The following is a 22,994-nucleotide window of genomic DNA, read 5'->3' as shown; positions in this document are numbered from 1 at the left end:
GTGGAGGGTCTTACTTGGCCGAGAAGCGCGGGAACGCGGAAGCGCCGGCGTAGCGAGCGGCGTCGCCGAGTTCCTCCTCGATGCGCAGCAACTGGTTGTACTTGGCCACGCGCTCGGAACGAGCCGGGGCACCGGTCTTGATCTGACCGGCATTCACGGCCACGGAGATGTCCGCAATGGTGGTGTCCTCGGTTTCACCGGAACGGTGCGAGACCATGCAGCGGTAGCCGTTGCGCTGCGCCAGTTCCATGGCGTCGAAGGTCTCGGTGAGGGAACCGATTTGGTTGACCTTCACGAGCAATGCGTTGGCCACGTCACCCTCAATGCCGCGAGCCAGACGCTCCGGGTTGGTCACGAACAGGTCATCGCCGACCAGTTGCACCTTCTCGCCAATGGCACGGGTCAGGGTTGCCCAGCCTTCCCAGTCGTCCTCGTCCAGCGGGTCCTCGATGGAGACCAACGGGTACTTGTCGACCAGGTCCGCGTAGTAGTCGGACATGTCCTTGGCGGAGCGCTTCTTGCCCTCGAAGGAGTACTTGCCCTTCTCGAAGAACTCGGAGGAGGCCACGTCCAGGGCCAGGGCAATGTCGGTGCCGGCCTTGTAACCGGCCTTCTTAATGGCGTCCAGGATCAGGTCCAGGGCCTCGGCATTGGACTTGAGGTTGGGTGCGAAACCGCCCTCGTCACCCAGGCCGGTGGACAGGCCACGATCCTTGAGTACGGACTTGAGGCTGTGATAAACCTCCACGCCCCAGCGCAGGGCCTCGGCGAACGTGGGCGCACCGATCGGAGCAATCATGAACTCCTGGATGTCCACGTTGGAGTCCGCGTGAGAGCCACCGTTGAGGATGTTCATCATCGGAACGGGCAGCAGGTGTGCGTTGGGGCCACCCAGGTACTTGTAGAGCGGCAGGTCCGCGGAGCTGGCCGCGGCGCGGGCCACGGCCATGGAAGCACCCAGGATGGCGTTGGCGCCCAGCTTGGACTTGTTGTCGGTGCCGTCCAGGTCCAGCATGGCCTGGTCCACGGCGCGCTGGTCGGAGGCGTCCAGGCCCACGATTGCCTCTTCCAGCTCCTCATCCACGGCGTTGACTGCGTCCAGCACGCCCTTGCCCAGGTAGATTTTCTTGTCCCCGTCACGGCGTTCGGCTGCTTCGAACTCGCCCGTGGAAGCTCCCGAGGGAACTGCTGCGCGGCCGAAGCTGCCGTCCTCGAGCAGTGCCTCTACCTCTACCGTGGGGTTACCACGCGAGTCCAGAATCTGACGGGCTTGCAAAGCAATGATCATTGCCATGGATAATCTCCTTGCTGGTCGTTGACCTATCGGGCGGTGCCCTGATGTCAGCCTACCGATCTCGGCTGGTTCCCGGCTGGATCGGCCGATTATTTGTCTCGATGTAACGTCGCACGGCGCCTCGCAGGGCACGTTCGGAATCCAGTCCCATCGCCGACGCCGCTCGCACCTGTTCCAGCAGCCGGTCACCGAATTCGGCCTCGGCACGTTCCACGCCCGCGGCGTCCTGGGTCCCGATGGGGCCCGGCGTATTTTCCACGCCGTGGCGACGCGCCTTGGTGAAGGCCTTTTCGGCGAGCGCCAGCGCGGGCAGCGCGGGGGGAATCCCGTCGAACACGTTGGTGCGGTGTGGTTTCTCGGAGCGCTTGACGGCATCCCACCGCGCGGAGAGCTCCTCCTGGGTGGCCCGTGCAGGGCCAGCGGGATCCCCGGCGGGGTTCGTGCCCGTGTCAGGGGCCCCGTTCCGCGCGGGCCGGCCGCCGAATACCAGCGGATGCCTGCGAACCAGTTTGTCGGTCACCGCGGCCACGATGTCGGTGACGTCGAAGGCCCCACCAGCCGCGTGTTCCTGTCCGATACGCGCGTGAAACACGACCTGCAGCAGGATGTCGCCGAGTTCTTCCACGAGCTCGGACCGGTTGCCCGCGCTTCCGTCCTCCGTGTCGTTCGGGGACTCGACCGCCTCGACCACCTCGTACGCCTCCTCGACCAGGTAGCGCAGCAGCGACTCATGGGTCTGGGCGCCGTCCCACTCGCAACCGCCCGGGGAACGCAAGCGGTCCATCACGCGCACGAGCTCTTCGAACCGTTCGCCCGTGCCTTCGGGGACGGCCGGTGAGACATCTCGGGAGCTCACGCGCAGGCCTCCTCGATCCGCTCGCACAACCACTCCTGATATGCGCGGGGCACGAACGCCGCGCGGGCCGCGTTGAGCTGGATGTCCGTGAGCTCCCGGTTGGACCATCCGGCGTCCGAGATGAGCAAGGACATCTCGTGGGACACGGAGGTCGCGCTCATCAGCCGGTTGTCCGGGGACAGCGTGACGGTGAAACCCGTTCGATGCAGCTGGGTGATCGGGTGATCCTTGATGGAATCACCCCAGTGGCTGATCGCCCCGGTCTGAAGGTTGGAGCACGGGCACACTTCCAAGGCAATGCGACGGTCGCGCACCCAACGGGACAGCGCCCCGGTGGCGTCCGGGTCGTTCTCGAGCAGGCGGACACCGTGCCCGATTCGCAGGGCGCGTCCGGCCACCAGTGCGTCACGAATGGACTCCGGGCCGTCCGCCTCACCGGCATGCAGGGTCACGGGAACCAGGTTCTGCGCCAGCAGGTCCAGTGCTTCCCGGTGATCCGACACGGGGAACCCCTTCTCGGGGCCGGCCAGGTCGAAGGCCACCACGGAACCGGGTTCGGGTTCGCCGACAACGGCACCGAGCGGCGTCGTACCGGCCGCCGCACGGACCCGATCGAGCACCAACTGGGCGATCTCGCGGGAGTTGTTCAGGTGCCGCATTGCGCACAGGATCTGGACCGCGGAAATGTGACCACCCGAGGCCTTCACCGCGGCCACCCCGCGGGCCAGGCCCTTCTGAACGGCGTCAACGGCCCGCTCGAGTGTGAGTCCCCTGGTCACGTGTTGCTCGGGGGCCCAACGCACCTCGGTGTGGAGCAACCGGTCGGCAGCGGCATCGAGCACGTACTCCTCGGCCACCCGTTCCAGGGCGGCCGCGGTCTGTGTCACCCCCGTGGTGTGCGCGAACGTGGTCAGGTAGCGCTCCAGGCTGCCGGAGTTCGCATTGTCCACGAACCATTGGCCCAATGCCACGGGATCAGTGGTGGGCAGTTGATGGCCCACGTCTTGGGCGAGCGCCACAATGGTGGCCGGGCGCAGCGCACCGTCCAGGTGATCGTGGAGACACACCGCCGGAATAGGCCCGAGGGCCCCGTCCATGGCGCGGACGGAGCCCTCGGTGGGTGTTGCTTGCCTCATGAATCAGTAGTTCCAATCCTGCAGTGCGTCGTTCATGTGCTGGGGGATGTTGGAACCGGTGCGCGGGAACATGCGCAGTTCCTCCAGGTAGTTCTGACCCGGCAGGCGCTGTTCGTACCGCACAAAGGCCTCCTCGTCCGAGTAGTCGAAGGACACCTCAGGGGGCACGCCCGGGCGGAAGCGGAACATCATGGCCAATGGTGCGCCGGAGCCCTCCACGTAGGAATCGTCCTTGAGCTCCTGGACCTTCAACTGGTTTTCCGGAACCAGGTCGAACGTGGCGCGCTGATCCCAGAACCCGTTCAGGCGAACGTGGGTCAGGGCGTCGTAGTAGGTACCCAACGCGCGCACCCGGATCAGCACGGTGGACACCTCGCGTGCCGTGCCGCCGTCACCGAAGAGGTGCTGCTGCGCCTCGCTCAGGCGCGACTGGATGTCCGCCAGGGTCAACACCAGGTTGCCGGTGGCCAACGAGTCGCCGCTGGGCTGCTCACTCGGCGCGGTGTAGGACGGCGCCACATCGGTGTTCTGCGCAAACTGAGGGGCGTCGGCGGGGTCGTCGTCCGCGGCGAGTGCCGCTGCTCCCGCGCCGCTGGGTGCCACCGGGGTTTCGGGCTCGGTGAAACCGCCGAACTCGGACTCATCCAGGTGTTCCGGCAAGTCGGTGCGCTCATCACGGGGCGCATCATGCTCGGTTCGGACCTGGACCTCGGTTTCCTGGCTCTCCTGCGCGGAGCCCTGCGCGTCACGATCGGCGTGCTCACCATGGGCGGGGTCCGAATCGACGCTCCGGGGCTCCTCGGCCGGACGGTTCTCGTGGAGCTCCCGGGCGTGGTCGTGGGTTGCCTGGTCGTCGGCCGCAACCACGATGGGTTCGGGGTCGGCTTTCGTCACGATCTGGCCATCAGCCACCGGGGAGGTATCCGTACCGTCGACCACGCGCACGGACTCGATGTCCTTCGCCTGGCGGTCGTCGTGGACTTCATGGTCCGGGACGGGGGTGTCGGTAGCGCCCGAGTGAGTGTCGAGTCCGGCCGGGTTGCGCTGCTCGGAGCCCTGGGCGTCCTGGCGAACATCGCCATCGGACAGGGTGCGGCCCTGCACATAACTCTCCTTGCCGGACTGCCCGCTCGGGAAGGCGTAGTCAACCGTGACCAGGCGTTGACCGTTCTGCTCGGGAGCCACGGTCACATCCAATTGACGCCACGGGCCCACGGGGGTGTTCATCGACTGGGTGTACAGATCGGCGACATCGTCGAACAGCGGGGATCCCTGATCCACGGTGCCGTTCTCCACCTCGTCCTGGGCATCACCGTGCGCCTGGCGCGTCTGGTGGGTCATGACGTTTCCCGACTGGACCAGCGTCAAGCGCGCGCGGTCTGCGCCCCGGGACAACAGGATGTCCACCAGGTTGCGCAGCGGACCGGATTCCGGCAGTTGCTGCCTCGTGGCCTCTTGAGCGGGGCGATCATCGGCACGGTTGTCGGCGGCGACATCTGCCGTGTCGTGGGTGGCCTCTGCCCGCGGGGCGTTACCCACGGGGGCACCCTGTCCCGACGTGCTCGCGTTCTGATTGTCCTGCGCGCGAGAATCAATGCCCTGCGCGCGGGGGTCGTTGGCGGGCGCTCCGGGTGCTGGCTGCGGAGTGCTGGGGGTGGTGCTTTTACTGCGGAACAAGTCTCTCAAACCCACGTGTAGTTTCCTTCCGGACCGTCGCGTACTCTTCTGCCAAAGTATAGGGCTGTGTGTTGAGCACCGGGTGGGAATGGGGGTTCCGGCGGCGCGTGAACCGAGTTGACATGACGGGCGAACCCCGGCTCATCGGTGATGACCCGGGGTTCGCCCGTCGTGGAAAGGTCCAAGCGTCATGCCAGGTTGTGGGGTCCGAACGCGTCCGGGAGCACCTGGTCCATGCTGCGCACGCCGCTCACGGTCAGCAGTTCCATGCCGGGGGCACGGTGTTCGTACAGCAGCTGACGGCAACGACCGCACGGCATCAATACATCTCCGTTGCCGTCCACGCACACGAAGGCAGAGAGCTTGCCGCCACCGGACATGTACAGGGCCGAGACCAATGAACATTCCGCGCAGAGGGTGACCCCGTAGGACGCGTTCTCGATATTGGCCCCGGCGACCACGCGACCGTCGTCCACGAGAGCCGCGGCACCCACCGGGTAGTTCGAATAGGGCGTGTACGCATGTTGCAGGGCGTCGGTGGCGGCCTGCTGCAGGCTGCGCCAAGCGGCGTCGTCGATCATGGTTACTCCTTCACGTAGGGCTCGCCGGACGCGGCGGGACCCCGGGAGGCTCCGACCAGGCCGGCTACGGCCAGGATGGTCACGATGTAGGGCAGCATGGCCAGGAACTGGCTGGGTACGGACGTGCCCAGGAACGACAGGATCGATTCCAGGTTGGATGCGAAACCGAACAATAGCGAGGCGAACAGGGCGCCCACCGGGTTCCACCGGCCAAAAATCAACGCGGCCAGCGCAATGTAGCCCGCGCCCGAGGTCATGTCGCGTGTGAACGCCGAGACCGAGACCAGCGTGTAGAACGCCCCACCCAGGCCCGCCACCGCACCGCCCATGAGCACGTTGCGCACGCGCAGTGCGTTGACGGACACGCCCAGGGTGTCCGCGGCCTTGGGGTGCTCGCCCACGGCGCGTGTTCGCAGACCCCAGCGGGTGCGGTACAGGGCGTACCAGACGACCGCCACGGTCACGTACATGATGTACCCAATGATGGACTGATCGAAGAAGACCGGGCCGATCACGGGAATTTCGGACAACACCGGAATGGTGACGTGGGGCAGCCGGGCCGGTGAATTGTAGTCCGCGGCGTTGGGCTGCAGCACGGTGGCGAAGAGGAAGCCCGTCAGGCCGGAGACCAGGACGTTGAGCACCACGCCCACGATCACCTGATTCACGCGGTACTTGATCGAGAAGATCGCGAGCACCAGGGACACCAGCATGGAGCCGACCACGGCGGCCAGCAGACCCACCCACACGTTGTTGGCCAGCGTTGCGGCCACGGCTGCGGAAAACGCGCCGAACAGCAGCTGCGCCTCGATCGCGATGTTCACCACGCCGGAGCGTTCGCACAACAGGCCACCCAGGGAACCGAAGATCAAGGGCGTGGCCAGGGCGACCGAACCGGCCAGCAGCGCGGTCAGCGAGATGCTGGGGGTCTGCGCGGTGCCCACGATCCACACCAGGAAACCCGTGACGAAGAGGAAACCGGCCAGGATCAGAGCCCAGCGAGGCAGACTGCGGGCGCGGATCGCGGCGAACACCGCGAGAGCGGCCAGCGCAATGGTGACCAGCCACCCGTACGGGGTGATCGGTACGGACAGGTGGGGCAGTTCAATGGCGTCACCGGGGTCCGAGAGCCGGAACTCCACGGACCCGCCGGCAGCGTTGAGCGCGAAGAGGATCAGCGCCACCAGTGCCAAGATCGCCAGACCGATGGCGGGTCGGAACGTGCGCACACCCACGGTGCGGTTCGCGGCCGCGGTGGACAGTTCCTCCCGGGGCGCGTCCGAGGACTCGGGTGCCGTGATTGCGATACTCACGCTGCCACCTCCTTGCGACGGGACTTGAGTTTCAGCAGCGGCGGCAGTGCCACGAACAACACGATCAGGGACTGCACGACCAGGACGATGTCGATGTTGGTTCCGGTGGACGTCTGCATGGTCACGCCTCCGGCGCGGAACGCGCCGTACAGGATGCCCGCGAAGAACGTGCCCCACGGCTTGGATCGGCCCAGCAGCGCCACGGTGATGGCGTCGAATCCGAAGGACGCCGCGATGCCCACCGTGAGCGAGTGTTCCGTTCCGGCGATCTGCGCGGTGCCGGCCAAACCGGCCAGCATGCCGGCGATCACCATGACCACCACGAATCCCTTGGTCACCGAGATACCGGCGGTGCGTGCGGCCCGCGGATTGGCGCCCACGGCTCGCAGTTCGAAACCAATGGTCGAGCGGTTCAGCAGCCACGCGACGGCCACGGTCGCCACCACGGCCACCACGAAGCCCCAGTGCAGCCGGAAACCGTCCCCGAGCAGTTTGGGGAACATCGCGGTCTCGGCAATGGGCGGGCTGATGGGATTGGCGGAGCCCTCACGCTGGAACGTGGACAGGGTCAGCAACCAGGACACCAGGTTGATCGCGATGTAGTTGAGCATGATGGTCAGGATGACCTCGTGAGCGCCGGTTCGTGCCTTGATCAGGCCCACGACGCCGCCCCAGATGGCACCTCCCAGCGCGCCGGCCACCACGACCACCAGCAGATGCAAACCGGCGGGCAGCTGCCACGCGAAGCCCACGTAACCGGCCAGGGTCGCGCCGATCAGGATCTGACCCTGCGCACCGATGTTGAACAGGCCCGTGCGGAAGGCCAGGGCAACGCCGAGACCCGCGAGGATCAACGGGGTGGCCACGGTGAGCGTTTCGGTCAGCGGGTACAACTTGCCGGCCGGTCCGCTGCCGTGGGGGTTGTACACGGCGCCGTGGAACATGGCGATGTACGCGCTGGAGGCCGCATCCCACATGGCTGTGAACGTGTCCCCTGGCCGCGCTAAGAAGTAGCTCGCGGATTCGCGCACCGTCTCGTCGGTGGCCGCGATCAACAGTCCGCCCAGTAACAGCGCGACCAGGACCGCCAACACCGATTGCAGTGTGGAGCCCAGCAGTGAACGGCGGTAGTCGTCCGGGGTCAGTTCGACCGGCGAGGGCGCCGAGACCTGATTTGATTCCGGAGAGGTGGTCGTAGCACTCATGCCGTGTGCGTCCCCTCGTGTTGATGCTGATCTTGGCTGTCATCCCAGGGCGCGGGGGGCAGGACCTCGTCGGCCGTCTCACCGGCCATCATGCGGCCCAATGTTTCCCTGGGCGTATCCGGGGGGACGATGCCCATCAGTTTCCCGTGGAAGAACACGGCGATCCGGTCCGCGAGCGCGTACACCTCGTCCAGTTCGGTGGACACGATGATCACGGGCACACCCTTGTCGCGTTCGGCCACGATGCGTTTGTGGATGAACTCAATGGATCCCACGTCCACACCGCGCGTGGGTTGGGAGGCGACGAACAGTTTCAGGGGGCGGGAGAGCTCGCGGGCGAGCACCACTTTCTGCTGGTTACCGCCGGACAGCGTGGACACGGGCGCATCCACCGAACCGGCACGGATGTCGTAGCTGTCCACGGCCTGCTGAGCATTATCGCGCATCGCACCGAGCTTCAGTGAGGGCCCCGACGTGAATGCACGGTCCTTGTAGCGGTCCAGGATGAGATTCTCGGAGACGGTGAACGGACCCACGAGCCCCTCGGACGAGCGGTCTTCGGGTACGAATCCCACGCCGGAGGACAGCACCTCGCGCACTCCGCGCCCGGCCAGTTCTTGGCCCTCAAGTTTAATGGAACCGGACACGTGATCGGCCAACCCCACAAGGGCCTCGGTCAACTCCGTCTGGCCGTTGCCCTGCACACCCGCCACGGCCAGGATCTCACCCGGCGCCACGGTGAAGGACACGTTGTCGACCAGCACCACGCCGTTCTCCCCCACCACGGTCAGGTCGGTGACCTCAAGGGCGGAGCCGATGGCGTGGGCGGGTTCCTTGTCCACGGTCAGGGAGACGTCGCGTCCGACCATCAGAGCCGCGAGTTCGTCGGTGGACGTCTCGGGACCCACTTGCCCTTCGACCTTGCCGCGGCGGATCACGGTGATCACGTCCGAGACGGCTTTGACCTCGCGCAGTTTGTGGGAAATGAACACAATGGAGGTGCCGTGCTCGCGCAGCTGCCGCATGATGTTGAGCAGCTCGTCGGTTTCCTTGGGTGTGAGCACCGCGGTGGGCTCATCGAGAATGAGCACCTCCGCGTCGCGCACGAGGGCTTTGATGATTTCCACGCGCTGCTGCACGCCCACGGGAAGATCCTCGACGATCGCGTCCGGGTCCACCTGGAACCCATAGCGTTCGGAAATCTCACGGATCCTGCGGCGGGTGGAGTTCAGATCCAGCCCTACGCCCTTGGTGGCCTCTTTACCGAGAGCCACGTTCTCGGCCACGGTGAACACCGGTACGAGCATGAAGTGCTGGTGCACCATGCCGATCCCGGCGGCCATGGCCTCACCGGGACCGGAGAACGACACGGGTTCACCGTCGATCTCGATGCTGCCGGAGGTTGGTTCGTACAACCCGTACAGCACATTCATGAGGGTGGACTTGCCCGCGCCGTTCTCCCCGAGCAGGCAGTGGATCTGATGCGGTTCAACGGTCAGATTGACACTTTGGTTGGCCGTGAAACCGCCGAACTTCTTGGTGATGTCACGCAGCTCTAACTTCACAGATTCACTCCTGCTCGGGGCCGCGACTACTTACGCCTTGGGCGCGTTCTCGGATTCGACCTTGACCTTGCCGTCAATGATGTCCTGCTTCAGCTGCTGGACCTCCTTGTCGAGCTCTTCGTCCACCGAGTCCTGCTGATCGTGGTACGGGGCCAGGCCCACACCTTCGTTGGCCAGGGTGCCCACGTACAGACCATTGTCGAAGTTGCCGTCGACCGCCTGGTCGACCACGTCCTCCACGGAGGTGGACAATTCCTTGAGCACGGACGTGAGGACGAATTCCTTGCCGGTGTCCAGGGTCTCGTATCCGTCGGTGTCGGGCCAGATCAGGCGCACGTTGTCGCCTCCGTTGTTGGCCTCGGTCACGGCGTCCACGGTGCCCTGGGCAGCCTGACCCGCCACGGGAAGCACCACGTCCGCGCCGTCACCTATGAGGTTCTGGGTGACGGTCTTGGCGCGTGAGGAATCCTGGAACGAGGTCAAGAACGTTCCGTTCTGAGACTCCTTGTTCCAGCCCAGCACCTCCACGTCCTCGTTCTTCTGCTCGTTGTAGTAGTCCACCCCGTCCGCGAACCCGTCCATGAACACGGTCACGGTGGGGATGTCCATGCCGCCGTAGGTCGCGACCTTACCGGTTTCGGACGCGCCCGCGGCCAGGTAACCGGCCAGGAACGCGGCCTCGGCCGTGTTGTAGACAATGGGCTTGACGTTGTCGGCCTCAATGGACTGGTCATCCACGATGGCAAAGTGCTTGTCGGGGTTCGCCTCGGCCACCTTCTTGGTGGTGTCGGCCAGCAGGAAGCCCACGGACACGGTGAGGTCACAACCCTCCTGTGCCATGGAGGTCAAATTCGGTTCGAACTCGGTTTCGGCCTGGGACTCGGCCTCTTTCACCTGGATCTGCCGCTTCTCCTCGACCGCCTTGAGGCCCTCGTAGGACGCCTGGTTGAACGAACGATCCTGGAAGCCGCCGTCGTCGGAAACAATGCAGCCCTTGAAATCCTGGGCTTCGGATTCTCCGCCGCTGGATTCCTCGGGTGCGGCACCGCAGCCGGCTAGAACCAGTCCGGCCGCGCCGGTCAGTGCTATGGCGCTCAATGCGCGCGAGTAACGAGGGGTCATCATTGTCCTCCGGTGATACGAGAGAAGGTGCTCTTCGGGTGGGGAGGCCACAAAAGTTACTCCCCGGAAACTTTAGAGAGTCTCAGTGTAGCCACGGGATCACTCGACGGGAGTCGAGTTCGCTGTGTCGTGGAGTTCTCGCACGCGCAGGCGAATGGCGCGCAACGCGGTGGAGGCCATCACTTGGACTCCGCAGTTGATGGCCTCTTCCTGCGGAGCGTAATCGGACTGGTGCAGATCATAGGTGGGCCCGTCCGGGGCCCGGGTGCCCAGGCGCATCATGGCCCCGGGAACGTGCTGCAGGAACCACGCGAAGTCCTCGCCGCCCATGGACTGCTCCACGAGCATCACGCTGTCCTCACCGAGCTCCGCCCGGGCAGCGATTTCCAGCAACGTGGTTTCCGTTTCCCCGTTGACCACCGGAGGCACACCGCGGATGTGTTCGAGGTCCACCGTCACGCCGTACGGGGCGGCCACCTGTTCCACTACCTCGTCCAGCAGGCCGCCCGCTTGATGCCAGGCCTCGGCATCGAGGCAGCGCATGGTCCCGGCCATGAAACCGGACACCGGGATCGCATTGGGGGCGACACCCGCGTGGAACTGTCCCCACACCACGGCCACGCCCGAGCGAACGTCAATGCGACGCGACAGCACCGCCGGAACGTTCACGGCGATCTGGCTCATGGCGTACACGAGATCCTCGGTCAGGTGCGGGCGCGAGGTGTGACCACCGCGGCCGGAGAGTTCGATCCGCACGGTGTCCGAGGCCGAGGTGATGGCACCGATGCGCGTCCCGACGTGGCCCACATCAACCTTGGGTTCGCAGTGCAGCGCAAACATCCGCGGCACCCCGTCCAGCACATTTTGCTCAATGATGGTCAACGCACCGCCGGGAAGCTTTTCCTCCGCGGGTTGGAACACCACGCGCACGGTTCCCGCAAACGGGGAGGAACGGTGAAGATCCGACAACACCTGGGCCACGCCCACCATGATCGTCGTGTGCAGATCGTGGCCGCACGCATGCATGACGCCCTCGTTGACGGACGCGTACGAGAGCCCGGTGTTCTCCTGAATCGGTAGCGCATCGATGTCCGCGCGCAAGCCCACCATCACGGGGCCGCGCCCCACGTCCACGTAACAACCGGTGGCCGAGAACCGCACCGGGTTCAACCCCACTGCCTCCAGTGCCGTGACGATCCGATCCGTGGTCCGGTACTCCTCGTAGGACAGCTCGGGGTGCTTGTGGATGTCACGCCGGAACGCAATCAACCCCGGGAGGTAATGCGAGAGCAGCGGCCCAATGGCCGGGGGGAGCCCAATGTCATCTGCGGACGGCAGCGGAAGATCCAACATGGGTTTCAGCGTACCGCTGCACGGCCCGATCTGGGTTGAGCAGCGCCGAGCACCGCAGCACGCACTACAGGACGTCCGTGTCGCCATTCTTCTTGAGCGAGTTCACCGCGTCCTTGACGCGTTGGGCGTGTTCGGCGGTCGTGACCAGGAGGGCGTCAGGGGTGTCCACCACCACAATGTCCTGCACACCGATCAATGCAATCAAACGGCCGGTGTCCGAAACCACGATGCCCGACGACTCATCCGAGAGCACTCGGTTGTTCTTGCCAAGGATTGCGACGTCAGAATCGCCGCCTGGATCCACCTGGTTCAGCCTGTTGATCGCGGCGAAGTCCCCGACGTCCTCCCACGTGAAATCCCCGGGCACCATGGCGACGTCGCCGGCGGCTGCAGCGGGTTCGGCCACCGCGTAGTCAATGGCCGTTCTGGTCAGGGTGGGCCACACCTCGTCCACCACGGCGTCGCGGCGGTCCGTGTCCCAGGCATCGGCAATGACGTCCAAGCCGTCCGCCAGTTCCGGTTCGCTGTGCCTGAGGTAGTGCAGCATGAGCCCGACCGGGGCCACGAACATGCCCGCGTTCCACGTGTATTTACCGCTGGCCACGTATTGCCGCGCCGTCTCCATGTCCGGCTTCTCCACGAACTGCTCCACGGTGAGTGCGTGCGGTGCCCGCTCCAGACCGAGGGACTCCCCCGCCTTGATATAGCCGAAACCGGTGGCCGGCGAGGACGGCGTGATGCCAATGGTCACGATGCGGCCGGTTGCGGCGGCCTCCACGGCCTCCCGTACGACCCCCTGGAATGTCTCGGCCGGCTCCACCACATGATCTGCTGCGAACGAACCGATGATGGCGTCCGGATCGCGGCGCGCGATCAGTGTGCACGCCAGACCGATGGCCGCTGCAGAGTCCTTGGGAGACGGCTCGAGCACCAGGTCATCGCCGGTGAGCTCGGGCAGTTGTTCTTGCACGGCACCGGCGTGGCTTCGCCCGGTCACGACCATCACGGGCCCGGCAGACAGTCCGGCGAGTCGATCATAGGTCGCCCGTAACAATGAGGACCCGGAACCGGTGAGATCCAGAAGGAACTTGGGCGCATCCGCACGTGAGAGCGGCCACAATCGCGACCCCACTCCACCGGCGGGGATGAACGGATGGAAACGTTGCAATGGCGAAGTCACGAGCGCCAGTTTACGGCTCCCCCGGAGCACTCGCGGACAACTGCTCTCGCCCCCGGGATCCGCGGTGTGGCCTGGACCATCCCCACGGGGCGAAAACGGTTAATTTAGGCACACATCCATGGCGTAATTGCGGGGTTTTTCTGCTCGATACAGATAGCGACACGTTGTCAGGAACTACCCTGCAGGCTGGTATCTTTGAATCGAAATAGCGCATCATCCATGACAGGGCCAGCCAGGGCTCCGCTTAAGCCGTGCAGCAGCGCTAATCCCGTTTTTTCTGCAACCAGTGCGCACGACGACGAGCGACACAGGGAGGTTATTCCGTGGCGAACTCAACCAGGGGCACCCTTTACCGCGGCCAGTACGGCATGTGGTCTTGGGTAGCTCATCGTATTACCGGCGTGGCCATTTTCTTCTTCTTGTTGGTCCACGTCCTCGACACCGCGTTGGTCCGGGTATCCCCGGAGGCCTACAACGCGGTGATGGCAACGTACAAGAACCCCATCATGGGCCTCGGCGAAGCGGGGCTCGTAGCAGCCATCGTTTATCACGCCTTCAACGGCCTGCGGATCATCCTGATCGACTTCTGGAAGGGCGGCACCAAGAATCAAAAGGGCCTGCTCTGGGGCGTCATCGCCCTGTGGGTCATCGTCATGATTCCGTTCCTCATCCGCCACCTGTCGATCGTATTCGGAGGCTGATTCCGTGAGCACACCTCTCAAGACCAAGATCCAGGTCCCCCGTAGCCGGGACCTCGAGGTGAACGGTGTCAAGTACAACCGTTCAGGTGCCTCCCGCAGCAACTTCGAGATGCTCGCCTGGCTGTTCATGCGCTTGTCCGGCATTGTGCTGGTCGTGCTGGTGTTCGGTCACCTGTTCGTGAACCTGATGGTCGGCGACGGCGTTCACGCCATCGACTTCGGTTTCGTGGGTGGTAAGTGGGCCAACCCGTTCTGGCAGGTCTGGGACCTGGTCATGCTCTGGCTGGCCATGCTCCACGGCACCAACGGTATTCGCACCATCATTGACGATTACGCCGAGCGTAGTGGCACCCGTTTCTGGCTGAAGGTTTTGCTGTTCCTCTCGTCGGGCTTCGTGATCTTCCTGGGCACCCTGGTGATCTTCACCTTCGACCCCTGCCCGGCCAGCGCCGATCCGGAGCTGTTGGCTTCCTTCTGCCCCGCCGCGTGATGAATCGGGCGGCGGAGCCTTTCGGCTTCGCCGCCTAATTCGTTGATCGCCCGGAACGGGCACGTTCACTCACCTCATTCATCCACATAGAAAGAGCATCTGGTATGCAGGTTCACAAGTACGATGTGGTTATCGTCGGCGCCGGTGGCGCCGGCATGCGCGCCGCCATTGAATCCGGCCAGCGCGCCCGCACTGCCGTACTGACCAAGCTCTACCCCACCCGGTCACACACCGGCGCAGCCCAGGGTGGCATGTGCGCGGCGCTGGCCAATGTCGAAGAAGACAACTGGGAATGGCACACGTTCGACACCGTCAAGGGTGGTGACTACCTGGTCGATCAGGACGCCGCCGAGGTCATGGCCAAGGAGGCCATTGACGCGGTCCTCGACCTCGAGAAGATGGGCTTGCCGTTCAACCGCACCCCCGAGGGTAAGATCGACCAGCGTCGCTTCGGCGGTCACACCCGCGACCACGGTAAGAACCCCGTGCGCCGCGCGTGCTACGCCGCAGATCGCACCGGTCACATGATTTTGCAGACGCTGTACCAGAACTGCATCAAGCACAACGTGGAGTTCTACAACGAGTACTACGTGCTGGACCTCATCATGGTGGACACCCCGGAGGGGCGCCGCCCCGCGGGTGTCGTCTCCTACGACCTGGCCACCGGTGAACTGCACGTGTTCCAGGCCAAATCCGTGATCTTTGCTTCCGGCGGTGCCGGTAAGGTCTTCAAGACCACGTCCAACGCGCACACCCTCACCGGTGACGGCATGGCCATCGCGTTCCGCGCCGGCCTGCCCCTCGAAGACATGGAGTTCGTCCAGTTCCACCCGACCGGCTTGGCCGGTCTGGGTATTCTGGTGTCCGAGGCGGCCCGCGGTGAGGGCGGCATCCTGCGTAACTCGGAGGGTGAACGCTTCATGGAGCGTTACGCCCCCACCATCAAGGACCTCGCACCCCGTGACATCGTGGCTCGTTCCATGGCCAACGAGGTTCGCGAGGGTCGCGGTTGCGGTCCCCACAAGGATTACGTGCTGTTGGACCTCACCCACCTGGAGCCGGCGCACATCGACGCCAAGCTCCCGGACATCACCGAGTTCGCTCGCACGTACCTGGGTGTCGAGCCCTACACCGAACCCGTACCCGTGTTCCCCACCGCGCACTACTGCATGGGTGGTATCCCCACGGACATCACGGGCAAGGTTTTCCAGGACTCCGAAACCACCGTCCCCGGTCTCTACGCGGCCGGCGAAGTGGCCTGCGTGTCCGTGCACGGCTCCAACCGCCTGGGCACCAACTCGCTGCTGGACATCAACGTGTTCGGTAAGCGTTCCGGCATCTACGCCGCGGAGTACGCTCGTGACGCCGAGTTCCTGCCGATCCCCGATGACGCCACCGAGCGCACCGAGGCCCTGTTGAACAACGCGCGCAGCGGACAGGGCAGCGAAAAGGTCGGCGCCATCCGCAAGGAGCTGCAGGACACCATGGATTTGAACATGCAGGTGTTCCGTACCGCTGACACCATCGAGCAGTGCCTTTCGGACATTGCCGCGCTGGAGGAGCGCTACGCCAACATCTCCATCCAGGACCAGGGCAAGCGTTTCAACCTGGACCTGCTGGAAGCCGTGGAGCTGGGCTTCCTGCTGCAGCTGGCCAAGGTCATGTCCGTGGCCGCCCTGCACCGCCAGGAATCGCGCGGCGGTCACTTCCGCGAGGACTTTCCGGACCGAGACGATGAGAACTTCATGGTTCACTCCATGGTCTACGAAGACCCGTCCTCGTCCACGGCCGGTATCCGTCAGGAGACCAAGCCCGTGATCTTTACCCGTTACGAGCCGATGGAGCGTAAGTACTAATGTCCACTGCAGTAACCGAGAACGAGAACCAGGACGTTCAGCAGGATTCATCCGCTGAAGCGATCCCCACCTACGATGTCACCCTCAAGGTGCGTCGCTACGACCCCGAGTTCGGCGAGGATGCCCGCTGGGACGAATGGCAGTTGACCATGTACGGCACCGACCGCGTGTTGGATGCCTTGCACAAGGTCAAGTGGGAGCTGGACGGTTCGCTGTCCTTCCGCCGTTCGTGCGCTCACGGCGTGTGCGGTTCCGATGCCATGCGCATCAACGGCCGCAATCGCCTCGCCTGCAAGACCTTGTTGAAGGACCTGGATCTGGACAAGCCGATCCTGGTGGAGCCCATCAAGGGCCTTCCGTGCGAAAAGGACCTCATCGTGGACATGGAACCCTTCTTCCAGTCCTACCGTGAGATCATGCCGTTCCTGGTGAACGACGACCACGACCCCACGTACGAGCGCTACCAGTCCCAGGAGGACCGCGAGCGTTTCGATGACACCACCAAGTGCATCCTGTGCGCGGCGTGCACCTCGTCGTGCCCGATTTTCTGGACCGACGGCCAGTACTTCGGCCCCGCAGCGATCGTGAACGCGCACCGCTTCATTTTCGATTCGCGCGACCAGGCCGGCGACATGCGACTGGAAATCCTCAATGACAAGGAGGGTGTGTGGCGTTGCCGCACCACCTTCAACTGCACCGAGGCGTGCCCCCGTGGCATTCAGGTGACCAAGGCCATTGCCGAGGTCAAGAAGGCGGTCTTCTCCAGCGCCCTGTGACCAGCGGTCAGTGAAGTGGCCCGGATCCGAATGGATCCGGGCCACTTTTCCGTGCGGGTTCCTGTTCCGAGAATTGTCCCGGGAGCTTCCCGGCGCGGATGACCGTTACGAACCAGGGCGGATCGCGGTGCTGCCGTCCCGATCCGCAGGACGTCCTCGGTCCTCGGGGACCTCGCCGTTGGCCGTTACCGACTCGTAGGGTTTATGCCCCCGCGAAGCGGTGGGCAGGGACGACGCCGCCACCACGGTCACCGCGCGCGACTCCCGTTCGGGTTGTGCTCGCGCGCCGCGGATATCGGCCTGCACCACGGCACCCGAGGCCGCCGCGAACAGCAGGATTTGGCCGTAGAGGTTGAACCACAGCAGCACGCCCACCAGCACCGCGAAGGAGAAAAGATAAGGATTATTCGTGGTTCGCGCAATGATCTCGCCGCCCGCGAAGCGCAGCAGCTGAGAACCGATCGCGCCCACCAGAACCGTGATCAACAGCGCCTTACGGTGCAGCTTGAGCTGCGAGACTCCACGGACCAGCGCGAAACTCATGAGCAGATCCACCACGAAACCCGCCACGACGGCGAACAGCACGTTGAGTCCGCCGTCCAGCCACGCTTGCGGTTCGATCCATCCGCTGTCCTCGAGCCAGCGCGTCACCGTCTCCACGGCGCCCGAGGCGAACACGCTGATGGCTGCGGACGAGAGCAGGAGGATCCCGATGACCGCGAGCCACGCCAGATCCCGGGGCACCGCGGCAATGGGCATTCCCGGTGCCGGGGGCAACTCGAACATGCGACGCGTGGCCAGGCGGATCCCGGCGATCCACCGCCAGGCGGTGAAGACCAAGACACCCGAGGCGATACCGGAGGCCACGGTGAACGGCGCCGTGTTTTCCAGCAGTGCCAACGGGATCACTCCCCCGCGGCCGTCACCCACGTCCAACAGGCCGGGGACCGCCTGTCCAATGCCCTGGACAAGGGATTGCTGCAGGGCCGAGTCGGAGCCCAGGATCATGCCCAGGAGTGAGAAGCCAATGACCAAAAGAGCCGTGGAGGCGAACAACAGCTGGTAGGCCAGGCCCGCAGCCATGAGCGGGCCGCCGTGAAACATGTAGTGCGTGATGATGCGCGCGGGGAAAAGGGCCATCAGCCGCGCGAACGCCCACCCCAAGAAAGTGCCCAACCGCTTGCCCAGCGGAGCGCCTTCACTGGCGAGTTGCTTCCGGACCCGAGCGAGTCTTTGATACTCCGCGGTCAGTCCACGCCGGTCGGTGATCGCTGGGACCACTGGCGGCGGGGTGTTGTCAGGGACGGTCATCGCCGGCGAATGCAATGCGTTCACGCACGTGCCATTGGCCGTTCTCGTCGCCCTCGTACAGATCGATGTGATCCACCAGGAAGGAGGCCCGGTAGGTTCGCAGCATCTGCTGGGCGCGGTCCAGATGCTCATCCGGGACGGCGTGGGCCAGGGTCACGTGCGGGTGGAATTCAAAGGGTGAGGCGGAAATCAGTTCGGCCTGGTTGAGGCGACTGTGCAGGGCCACGCAGTCCTGGTACCCCTTGTCGATGCGTAGGAACACCACGGGTGTCACGGGCCGGAAGGTCCCGGTGCCGTTGATCTCCACGTGAAAGGGCTTCCACCCCGTGACCACGGCCCGCACATGGGCCACCAGCTCGTCCCAGCGGTCTTCCCGCGCCGCGATCATGAGCGTGATGTGCGCGGGCACACTTCCGGCCACGGGATCACCGAATGAAGCGCGCCAATCCTGGAGCTCCTTGCCCATGGGTTCGGGCAACTCGATGACCACACCCGCGTAGACCTGCCCCGGTTTGACCGTGGGTGAACTGTGTTGGTTTTTCACTGGGCCTCCTCGCCTCACGCGAGTTTCAGCCTAGTCGAGGCCGCCTTGCGATCGCACACCCGGGAGGAAGCCCATGCGGTCGTAGACCGCCTTGAGGGTTTCGCCCGTTACCTCCCGCGCCTTCTCCGCGCCGCGTGCCAGCAGCCGATCCAGCTCGGCCGGGTCGTCCAGCAGTTGCTGGGCGCGCTGCTGAATGGGGTCGAGGGTGTCGGTGACGACCTCCGCCAGACCAACCTTCAGGTGGCCGTACATCTTGCCCTCGAACTGTTCCACGATGGACTCGATCGGCTCGCCGGTCAGCGATGAGTAAATGGTCAGCAGGTTGGCGATACCCGGTTGCGCCGCACGGTCGAAACGGATCACGTTGCCGTCATCGGTCACGGCCGATTTGATCTTCTTGGCGTTCTTCTTGGCCGGGTCCAGCAGACGGATCAAGCCGTTCTCGGATGCGGCCGACTTGGACATCTTGGCCGTGGGGTTCTGCAGGTCGTACACCTTGGCCGAGTTGGTCAGGATCCTGGCGTCGGGCACCACAAAAGTTTCCCCGAAACGCGCATTGAAGCGCTGCGCCAGGTTGCGTGTGAGCTCCAGGTGCTGGCGCTGATCCTCGCCCACGGGGACCTGGTTGGCCTGGTAGATCAAAATGTCCGCGGCCATCAGGACCGGGTAGGTGAACAGGCCAACCGTGGTGTTGTCCGCGCCCTGCTTCAAAGATTTGTCCTTGAACTGGGTCATCCGGGCGGCCTCGCCGTAGCCGGTGATGCAGTTGAGTACCCACGCGAGCTGAGTGTGTTCGGGTACCTGGGACTGGATCAGCAGCGTGGAGCGTTCGGGGTCGATACCGGCCGCAATGTACTGCGCGGCGGTCACGCGGGTGCGTTCGGCCATGGTGGCCGGGTCCTGCCCCGCGGTGATCGAGTGCAGATCCGCCACGAAGAACACGCAGTCGTTGTCGTCCTGCATGGACACCCAGTTGCGCAGTGCTCCCACGTAATTACCCAGGTGCAGGGAGTCCGCCGAGGGCTGTACGCCGGACACCACACGGGGCTTGGTGGATACTGGGGTGGTCTGCTCGTTCACGAGTGTTACTTCTTTCACCTAGTGCGAATCATTGTGTGTCACGGGTGACCGCGCCGCTCGGCCGGGCCCGCGGCCGAGGTCACCGAGCGGCGTCGTCGTCGGGGAATGGCGAATCAGTCGAAGATGTAGTCGACCACGAGCGGTGCGTGGTCCGAGAACCGCGTGTCGTAGCTCGCGGCACGGTCCACCGTGGCCGACCGCGCCCGATCCGCGAGCGCCGGGGTGGCCATGTGGTAGTCGATGCGCCAGCCGGCGTCCGTGTCGAAAGCCTTACCCCGGTAGGACCACCATGTGTACGGGCCGGGCACCTCACCGGCCAGGGAACGAGCCACATCCACGTACCCGAGGTCGCCGAAGAAACGATCGAAGTAGGCGCGCTCCTCGGGGAGGAAACCCGCGTTCTTGACGTTGCCCTTCCAATTCTTGATGTCCAGTTCCGTGTGACCCACGTTGAGGTCTCCCACGATCAGCGCGTGGTCGCTGTGCGTGGCCAGCGCCGGGAGCCGCTCGATCATGAGGTCCAGGAACTTGTACTTGTCCACCTGGCGCGGGGTGTCCACCTCCCCGGAGTGAACGTAAGCGGATACCAGGGTCAGGGTTTCACCGTTGGGCAGCGTGATGTCGTTCTCGACCCAGCGACCGGAGTCGGCAAAGTACGCGTCCCCGATCCCGCCGCGTGTGGCCACGGGCAGCAGGGATCCGTCGAATGCGTCGCGGCGCGTGGCGATGGCGACACCGGCGCGTCCCTTGGCGGACGCTTCCGCGTGGTGGATGTGCCAGATGTCCTCATCGAGCAGGTCACGGGTGATCCTGTCCGGGGCGCGGACTTCCTGTAAGCACAGCAGGTCCACGGTGCGCCCTTGCAACCAGTCGGCCATGCCGCGGCGGTAGGCGGCGCGGATGCCGTTGACGTTGACGGTGGCAATGCGGATCGTGGACGCGGAATCAGCCATGAAAGATCAGTACCTCGCTGTGGAAGAACTCGGCGTGGGAAAACTCGTCGAGAGAAGAGTGGAAGGGGTGGTTCAGTCGATCACGGTACCGTCGACCGGCTTGGACGATTCCTTGAGGCTGTTGAGCCCGTTGGCCGCGGTCATGTCGATGGTTTCCAGGGCCCGGCGCACCGTCTCCTCATCCGGGTCGGTCTCGGCCAGTTGTTCCTTGACCACCTTGGACTGCACCAGGATGACCTGCATGCCGTGGGCAAGTTTCTGGTCGCGCAGTGACTGCCCCGAACCGGCTTGACCACCGGCCACCGGTGCCCGACCGTGTTGAGCTTCGAATTGCTCTTGCACCTGTTTGACCTGATCACGGCCGTACCGGGCCGCCTTACGGACCATGGACAACGCCCATACCGCCAGCATGAGCCATCCCAGGGCGATACCCGCCAGGNGCCTACGAAACCGCCGCCTCCGCTACGCTCACGGAAGCGGCATAACCGAAACGACACCGTGTCCACGATTCGGGGTCAAGGCCCCACCGTCCCGGTCGATGTAAATGCTGGCGAGAAAACTTCCGGCAAGATCATCTTCGATGTTCCGACCGCCGAGGGAGTCATCATCCTCCCGGAACTCTTGGAGCCAGCTTCTGACAACAACGGCTGGGAATGGGCTTACCCCGCCCAATAGGTTCCCTGGCGATCGGCAGCCAGCCAACTGCTAATAAACTCCCGCAAGCACCATTCATGGCATCGCGCAATCTGCTCGACATTAGGACCACCCCGCGCGCATGCCATGCGCTCTGATCGACGGTGCCGCCACGAAATCCCCGCGGGTTCAGAGGGTGGTTGCAACGCTTCTAGTGACAGGGGTGTTGTGTGATGGGTTGGCCCATGATTGGTCCATTCGCGTTCTGGCGGCGTTCCCCGGCTCTTGCCGAGGCTGTCTGGGATGCTCGTGGTATGGGAAGAACTACTGGTGAGATCGCTTCCGCACTGGGACTAGCCAGGCGTCCGATGGAAAATTACATCTGGAGATGTGGCGGGATACGTCCGCAAAAATGGGCTAATCCCTCCCGGCTGCTCAGTTACCAGGAACGGCTGCTGATCAAGGAGCTGTTGATAGAGAAACGTTCCTACCGGCAGATCACAGCCCAGCTGGGGCGGGCTCCATCAACGATCAGTCGCGAAATCAAACTCGGCTCCCTGGAAGGAACGCGAGGCCGTTACCTGCCCACGCGAGCTCAGAATCTGGCCTGGTTCAACCGGTTACGTCCCAAGCCACTGAAAATCACCAGTGATCACCTCCTACGCGAAGCAGTCCAGACCGGGTTGGATCAGAAGTTCTCCCCGGAACAGATCGTGGGACGATTACACCGTGATTACCCCGATAATCCTCGGATGCGTGTGAGCCACGAAACGATCTACCGCACGATCTACCTCCAAGCCCGCGGCGGGCTCAAGCGAGATCTCACCGCGCTGACCCGCACCGGGCGCACTATCCGTTACCCCAACCGCAAGCCCGATGCCCGCCGAGGCCGGCTCAAGAACATGGCCTCGATCTGGGAGCGGCCCGCAGAAGCCCTGGAGCGGAAAGTTCCCGGTCATTGGGAAGGGGATCTGATCGTGGGTAAGAACGGCGCCTCGGCCATTGGCACGGTGGTGGAACGGTTTTCTAACTATGTCAAGCCCCGAGTTTTGTAGAGGGATTTCTATCTGGAAATTGATGTCAATGCTCGAGCAGGCTGCTCCGCGTGGACTGCTTCGAACTCAACGGGAGGAACGTGCCCGATCTCGCCATGAAGACGGCGATGGTTGTACCAATCGACCCACTCCGCGATCGCGACCTCGACATGCGACACATCGCGCCACGGCCCGTGATTGCGGACCAACTCAGCTTTGAACAATGAGTTCAGCGCCTCCGCCATCGCGTTGTCATACGAGTCACCACGTGACCCGACCGACGCGACAGCATCCTCTACCGCGAGTCGCTCCGCGTAACGCACGGCACGATACT

The 22,994-nt window shown here is 64.3% G+C and carries 22 protein-coding genes and 1 pseudogene; 6 read left to right on the top strand and 17 right to left on the bottom strand.

Annotated elements, in window-relative coordinates:
• Positions 1–10: 10 nt before the first annotated feature.
• The 11 genes from eno to ABEA06_RS06340 all read right to left on the bottom strand — a co-directional run bounded on the left by eno (position 11) and on the right by ABEA06_RS06340 (position 13,282).
• Entirely contained in the window at positions 11–1,294 is a 1,284-nt protein-coding gene (gene eno, locus ABEA06_RS06390; RefSeq protein WP_345310951.1) for a phosphopyruvate hydratase, read from the bottom strand.
• 52 nt (positions 1,295–1,346) lie between these two features.
• The gene (locus tag ABEA06_RS06385) at positions 1,347–2,150 is read right to left on the bottom strand and encodes a MazG nucleotide pyrophosphohydrolase domain-containing protein (protein ID WP_345310950.1); all 804 of its coding nucleotides are present in this window, start codon (positions 2,148–2,150) and stop codon (positions 1,347–1,349) included.
• The gene (locus ABEA06_RS06380) at positions 2,147–3,286 is read right to left on the bottom strand and encodes an adenosine deaminase (protein ID WP_312394951.1); all 1,140 of its coding nucleotides are present in this window, start codon (positions 3,284–3,286) and stop codon (positions 2,147–2,149) included. Before ABEA06_RS06380 ends, ABEA06_RS06385 begins: the two co-directional genes overlap by 4 nt.
• A gap of 3 nt (positions 3,287–3,289) precedes the next feature.
• Complete coding sequence (locus ABEA06_RS06375) at positions 3,290–4,978, bottom strand: hypothetical protein (RefSeq protein WP_345310949.1); 1,689 nt, start codon at positions 4,976–4,978, stop codon at positions 3,290–3,292.
• Between the two features lie 173 nt (positions 4,979–5,151).
• Positions 5,152–5,544 carry a cytidine deaminase gene (locus ABEA06_RS06370; RefSeq protein WP_303382648.1) on the bottom strand — a complete coding sequence of 131 codons (393 nt, stop codon included), beginning with the start codon at positions 5,542–5,544 and terminating at the stop codon, positions 5,152–5,154.
• A gap of 2 nt (positions 5,545–5,546) precedes the next feature.
• A complete protein-coding gene (locus tag ABEA06_RS06365) occupies positions 5,547–6,857 on the bottom strand; it encodes an ABC transporter permease (RefSeq protein ID WP_345310948.1) in 1,311 nt (436 codons plus the stop codon).
• Entirely contained in the window at positions 6,854–8,062 is a 1,209-nt protein-coding gene (locus tag ABEA06_RS06360; protein ID WP_345310947.1) for an ABC transporter permease, read from the bottom strand. Before ABEA06_RS06360 ends, ABEA06_RS06365 begins: the two co-directional genes overlap by 4 nt.
• Complete coding sequence (locus ABEA06_RS06355) at positions 8,059–9,627, bottom strand: ABC transporter ATP-binding protein (protein WP_345310946.1); 1,569 nt, start codon at positions 9,625–9,627, stop codon at positions 8,059–8,061. Before ABEA06_RS06355 ends, ABEA06_RS06360 begins: the two co-directional genes overlap by 4 nt.
• A gap of 30 nt (positions 9,628–9,657) precedes the next feature.
• Entirely contained in the window at positions 9,658–10,749 is a 1,092-nt protein-coding gene (locus tag ABEA06_RS06350) for a BMP family lipoprotein (RefSeq protein ID WP_345310945.1), read from the bottom strand.
• Positions 10,750–10,848: 99 nt separating this feature from the next.
• Positions 10,849–12,102: an amidohydrolase gene (locus ABEA06_RS06345; protein WP_345310944.1), complete on the bottom strand. Its 1,254-nt coding sequence runs from the start codon at positions 12,100–12,102 to the stop codon at positions 10,849–10,851.
• 64 nt (positions 12,103–12,166) lie between these two features.
• A complete protein-coding gene (locus tag ABEA06_RS06340) occupies positions 12,167–13,282 on the bottom strand; it encodes a mannose-1-phosphate guanylyltransferase (protein ID WP_345310943.1) in 1,116 nt (371 codons plus the stop codon).
• Positions 13,283–13,605: 323 nt separating this feature from the next.
• Between ABEA06_RS06340 and sdhC the strand changes: the two genes are divergently transcribed.
• The 4 genes from sdhC (at position 13,606) to ABEA06_RS06320 (ending at position 17,105) form a co-directional block, all read left to right on the top strand.
• The gene (gene sdhC / locus ABEA06_RS06335) at positions 13,606–13,983 is read left to right on the top strand and encodes a succinate dehydrogenase, cytochrome b556 subunit (RefSeq protein WP_303382185.1); all 378 of its coding nucleotides are present in this window, start codon (positions 13,606–13,608) and stop codon (positions 13,981–13,983) included.
• Positions 13,984–13,987: 4 nt separating this feature from the next.
• Positions 13,988–14,473: a succinate dehydrogenase hydrophobic membrane anchor subunit gene (locus tag ABEA06_RS06330; RefSeq protein ID WP_345310942.1), complete on the top strand. Its 486-nt coding sequence runs from the start codon at positions 13,988–13,990 to the stop codon at positions 14,471–14,473.
• A 104-nt stretch (positions 14,474–14,577) separates the two neighbouring features.
• Complete coding sequence (gene sdhA / locus ABEA06_RS06325) at positions 14,578–16,329, top strand: succinate dehydrogenase flavoprotein subunit (protein WP_303382187.1); 1,752 nt, start codon at positions 14,578–14,580, stop codon at positions 16,327–16,329.
• Positions 16,329–17,105, top strand: coding sequence for a succinate dehydrogenase iron-sulfur subunit (locus ABEA06_RS06320; RefSeq protein ID WP_303382188.1), 777 nt, complete (start codon positions 16,329–16,331; stop codon positions 17,103–17,105). Before sdhA ends, ABEA06_RS06320 begins: the two co-directional genes overlap by 1 nt.
• A gap of 105 nt (positions 17,106–17,210) precedes the next feature.
• Here the strand turns inward: ABEA06_RS06320 and ABEA06_RS06315 are convergent, their stop codons facing one another.
• The 5 genes from ABEA06_RS06315 to ABEA06_RS06295 form a co-directional block, all read right to left on the bottom strand.
• Positions 17,211–18,416, bottom strand: coding sequence for a YihY/virulence factor BrkB family protein (locus ABEA06_RS06315; protein WP_345310941.1), 1,206 nt, complete (start codon positions 18,414–18,416; stop codon positions 17,211–17,213).
• Positions 18,403–18,960 (bottom strand): 2'-5' RNA ligase family protein, encoded by a 558-nt coding sequence (locus ABEA06_RS06310; RefSeq protein WP_303382190.1) that lies wholly within the window; start codon positions 18,958–18,960, stop codon positions 18,403–18,405. The genes ABEA06_RS06315 and ABEA06_RS06310 overlap by 14 nt, the downstream gene beginning before the upstream one ends.
• 30 nt (positions 18,961–18,990) lie before the next feature.
• Positions 18,991–20,040, bottom strand: coding sequence for a tryptophan--tRNA ligase (trpS, locus tag ABEA06_RS06305; RefSeq protein WP_303382191.1), 1,050 nt, complete (start codon positions 20,038–20,040; stop codon positions 18,991–18,993).
• A 113-nt stretch (positions 20,041–20,153) separates the two neighbouring features.
• Positions 20,154–20,993 (bottom strand): exodeoxyribonuclease III, encoded by an 840-nt coding sequence (locus tag ABEA06_RS06300; RefSeq protein WP_345310940.1) that lies wholly within the window; start codon positions 20,991–20,993, stop codon positions 20,154–20,156.
• Between the two features lie 72 nt (positions 20,994–21,065).
• On the bottom strand, positions 21,066–21,404 hold the full coding sequence (locus ABEA06_RS06295) for a hypothetical protein (protein WP_345310939.1): 339 nt from the start codon (positions 21,402–21,404) through the stop codon (positions 21,066–21,068).
• An 87-nt stretch (positions 21,405–21,491) separates the two neighbouring features.
• On the opposite strand from ABEA06_RS06295, the gene ABEA06_RS06290 reads away from it, so the two are divergent.
• Together ABEA06_RS06290 and ABEA06_RS06285 are read left to right on the top strand one after the other, a co-directional pair.
• Positions 21,492–21,668 carry a hypothetical protein gene (locus ABEA06_RS06290; RefSeq protein ID WP_345310938.1) on the top strand — a complete coding sequence of 59 codons (177 nt, stop codon included), beginning with the start codon at positions 21,492–21,494 and terminating at the stop codon, positions 21,666–21,668.
• A gap of 272 nt (positions 21,669–21,940) precedes the next feature.
• Positions 21,941–22,663 (top strand): annotated as a pseudogene (locus ABEA06_RS06285) (IS30 family transposase); the annotation flags it as partial.
• A 26-nt stretch (positions 22,664–22,689) separates the two neighbouring features.
• Here the strand turns inward: ABEA06_RS06285 and ABEA06_RS06280 are convergent.
• The coding region (locus ABEA06_RS06280) for an integrase core domain-containing protein (protein WP_345310936.1) at positions 22,690–22,994 on the bottom strand (305 nt) is incomplete at its 5' end.

This window comes from Kocuria gwangalliensis (assembly GCF_039544365.1).
Classification (GTDB): Bacteria; Actinomycetota; Actinomycetes; order Actinomycetales; family Micrococcaceae; genus Kocuria; species Kocuria gwangalliensis.
This window is presented reverse-complemented; position numbering and strand designations above follow the sequence as displayed.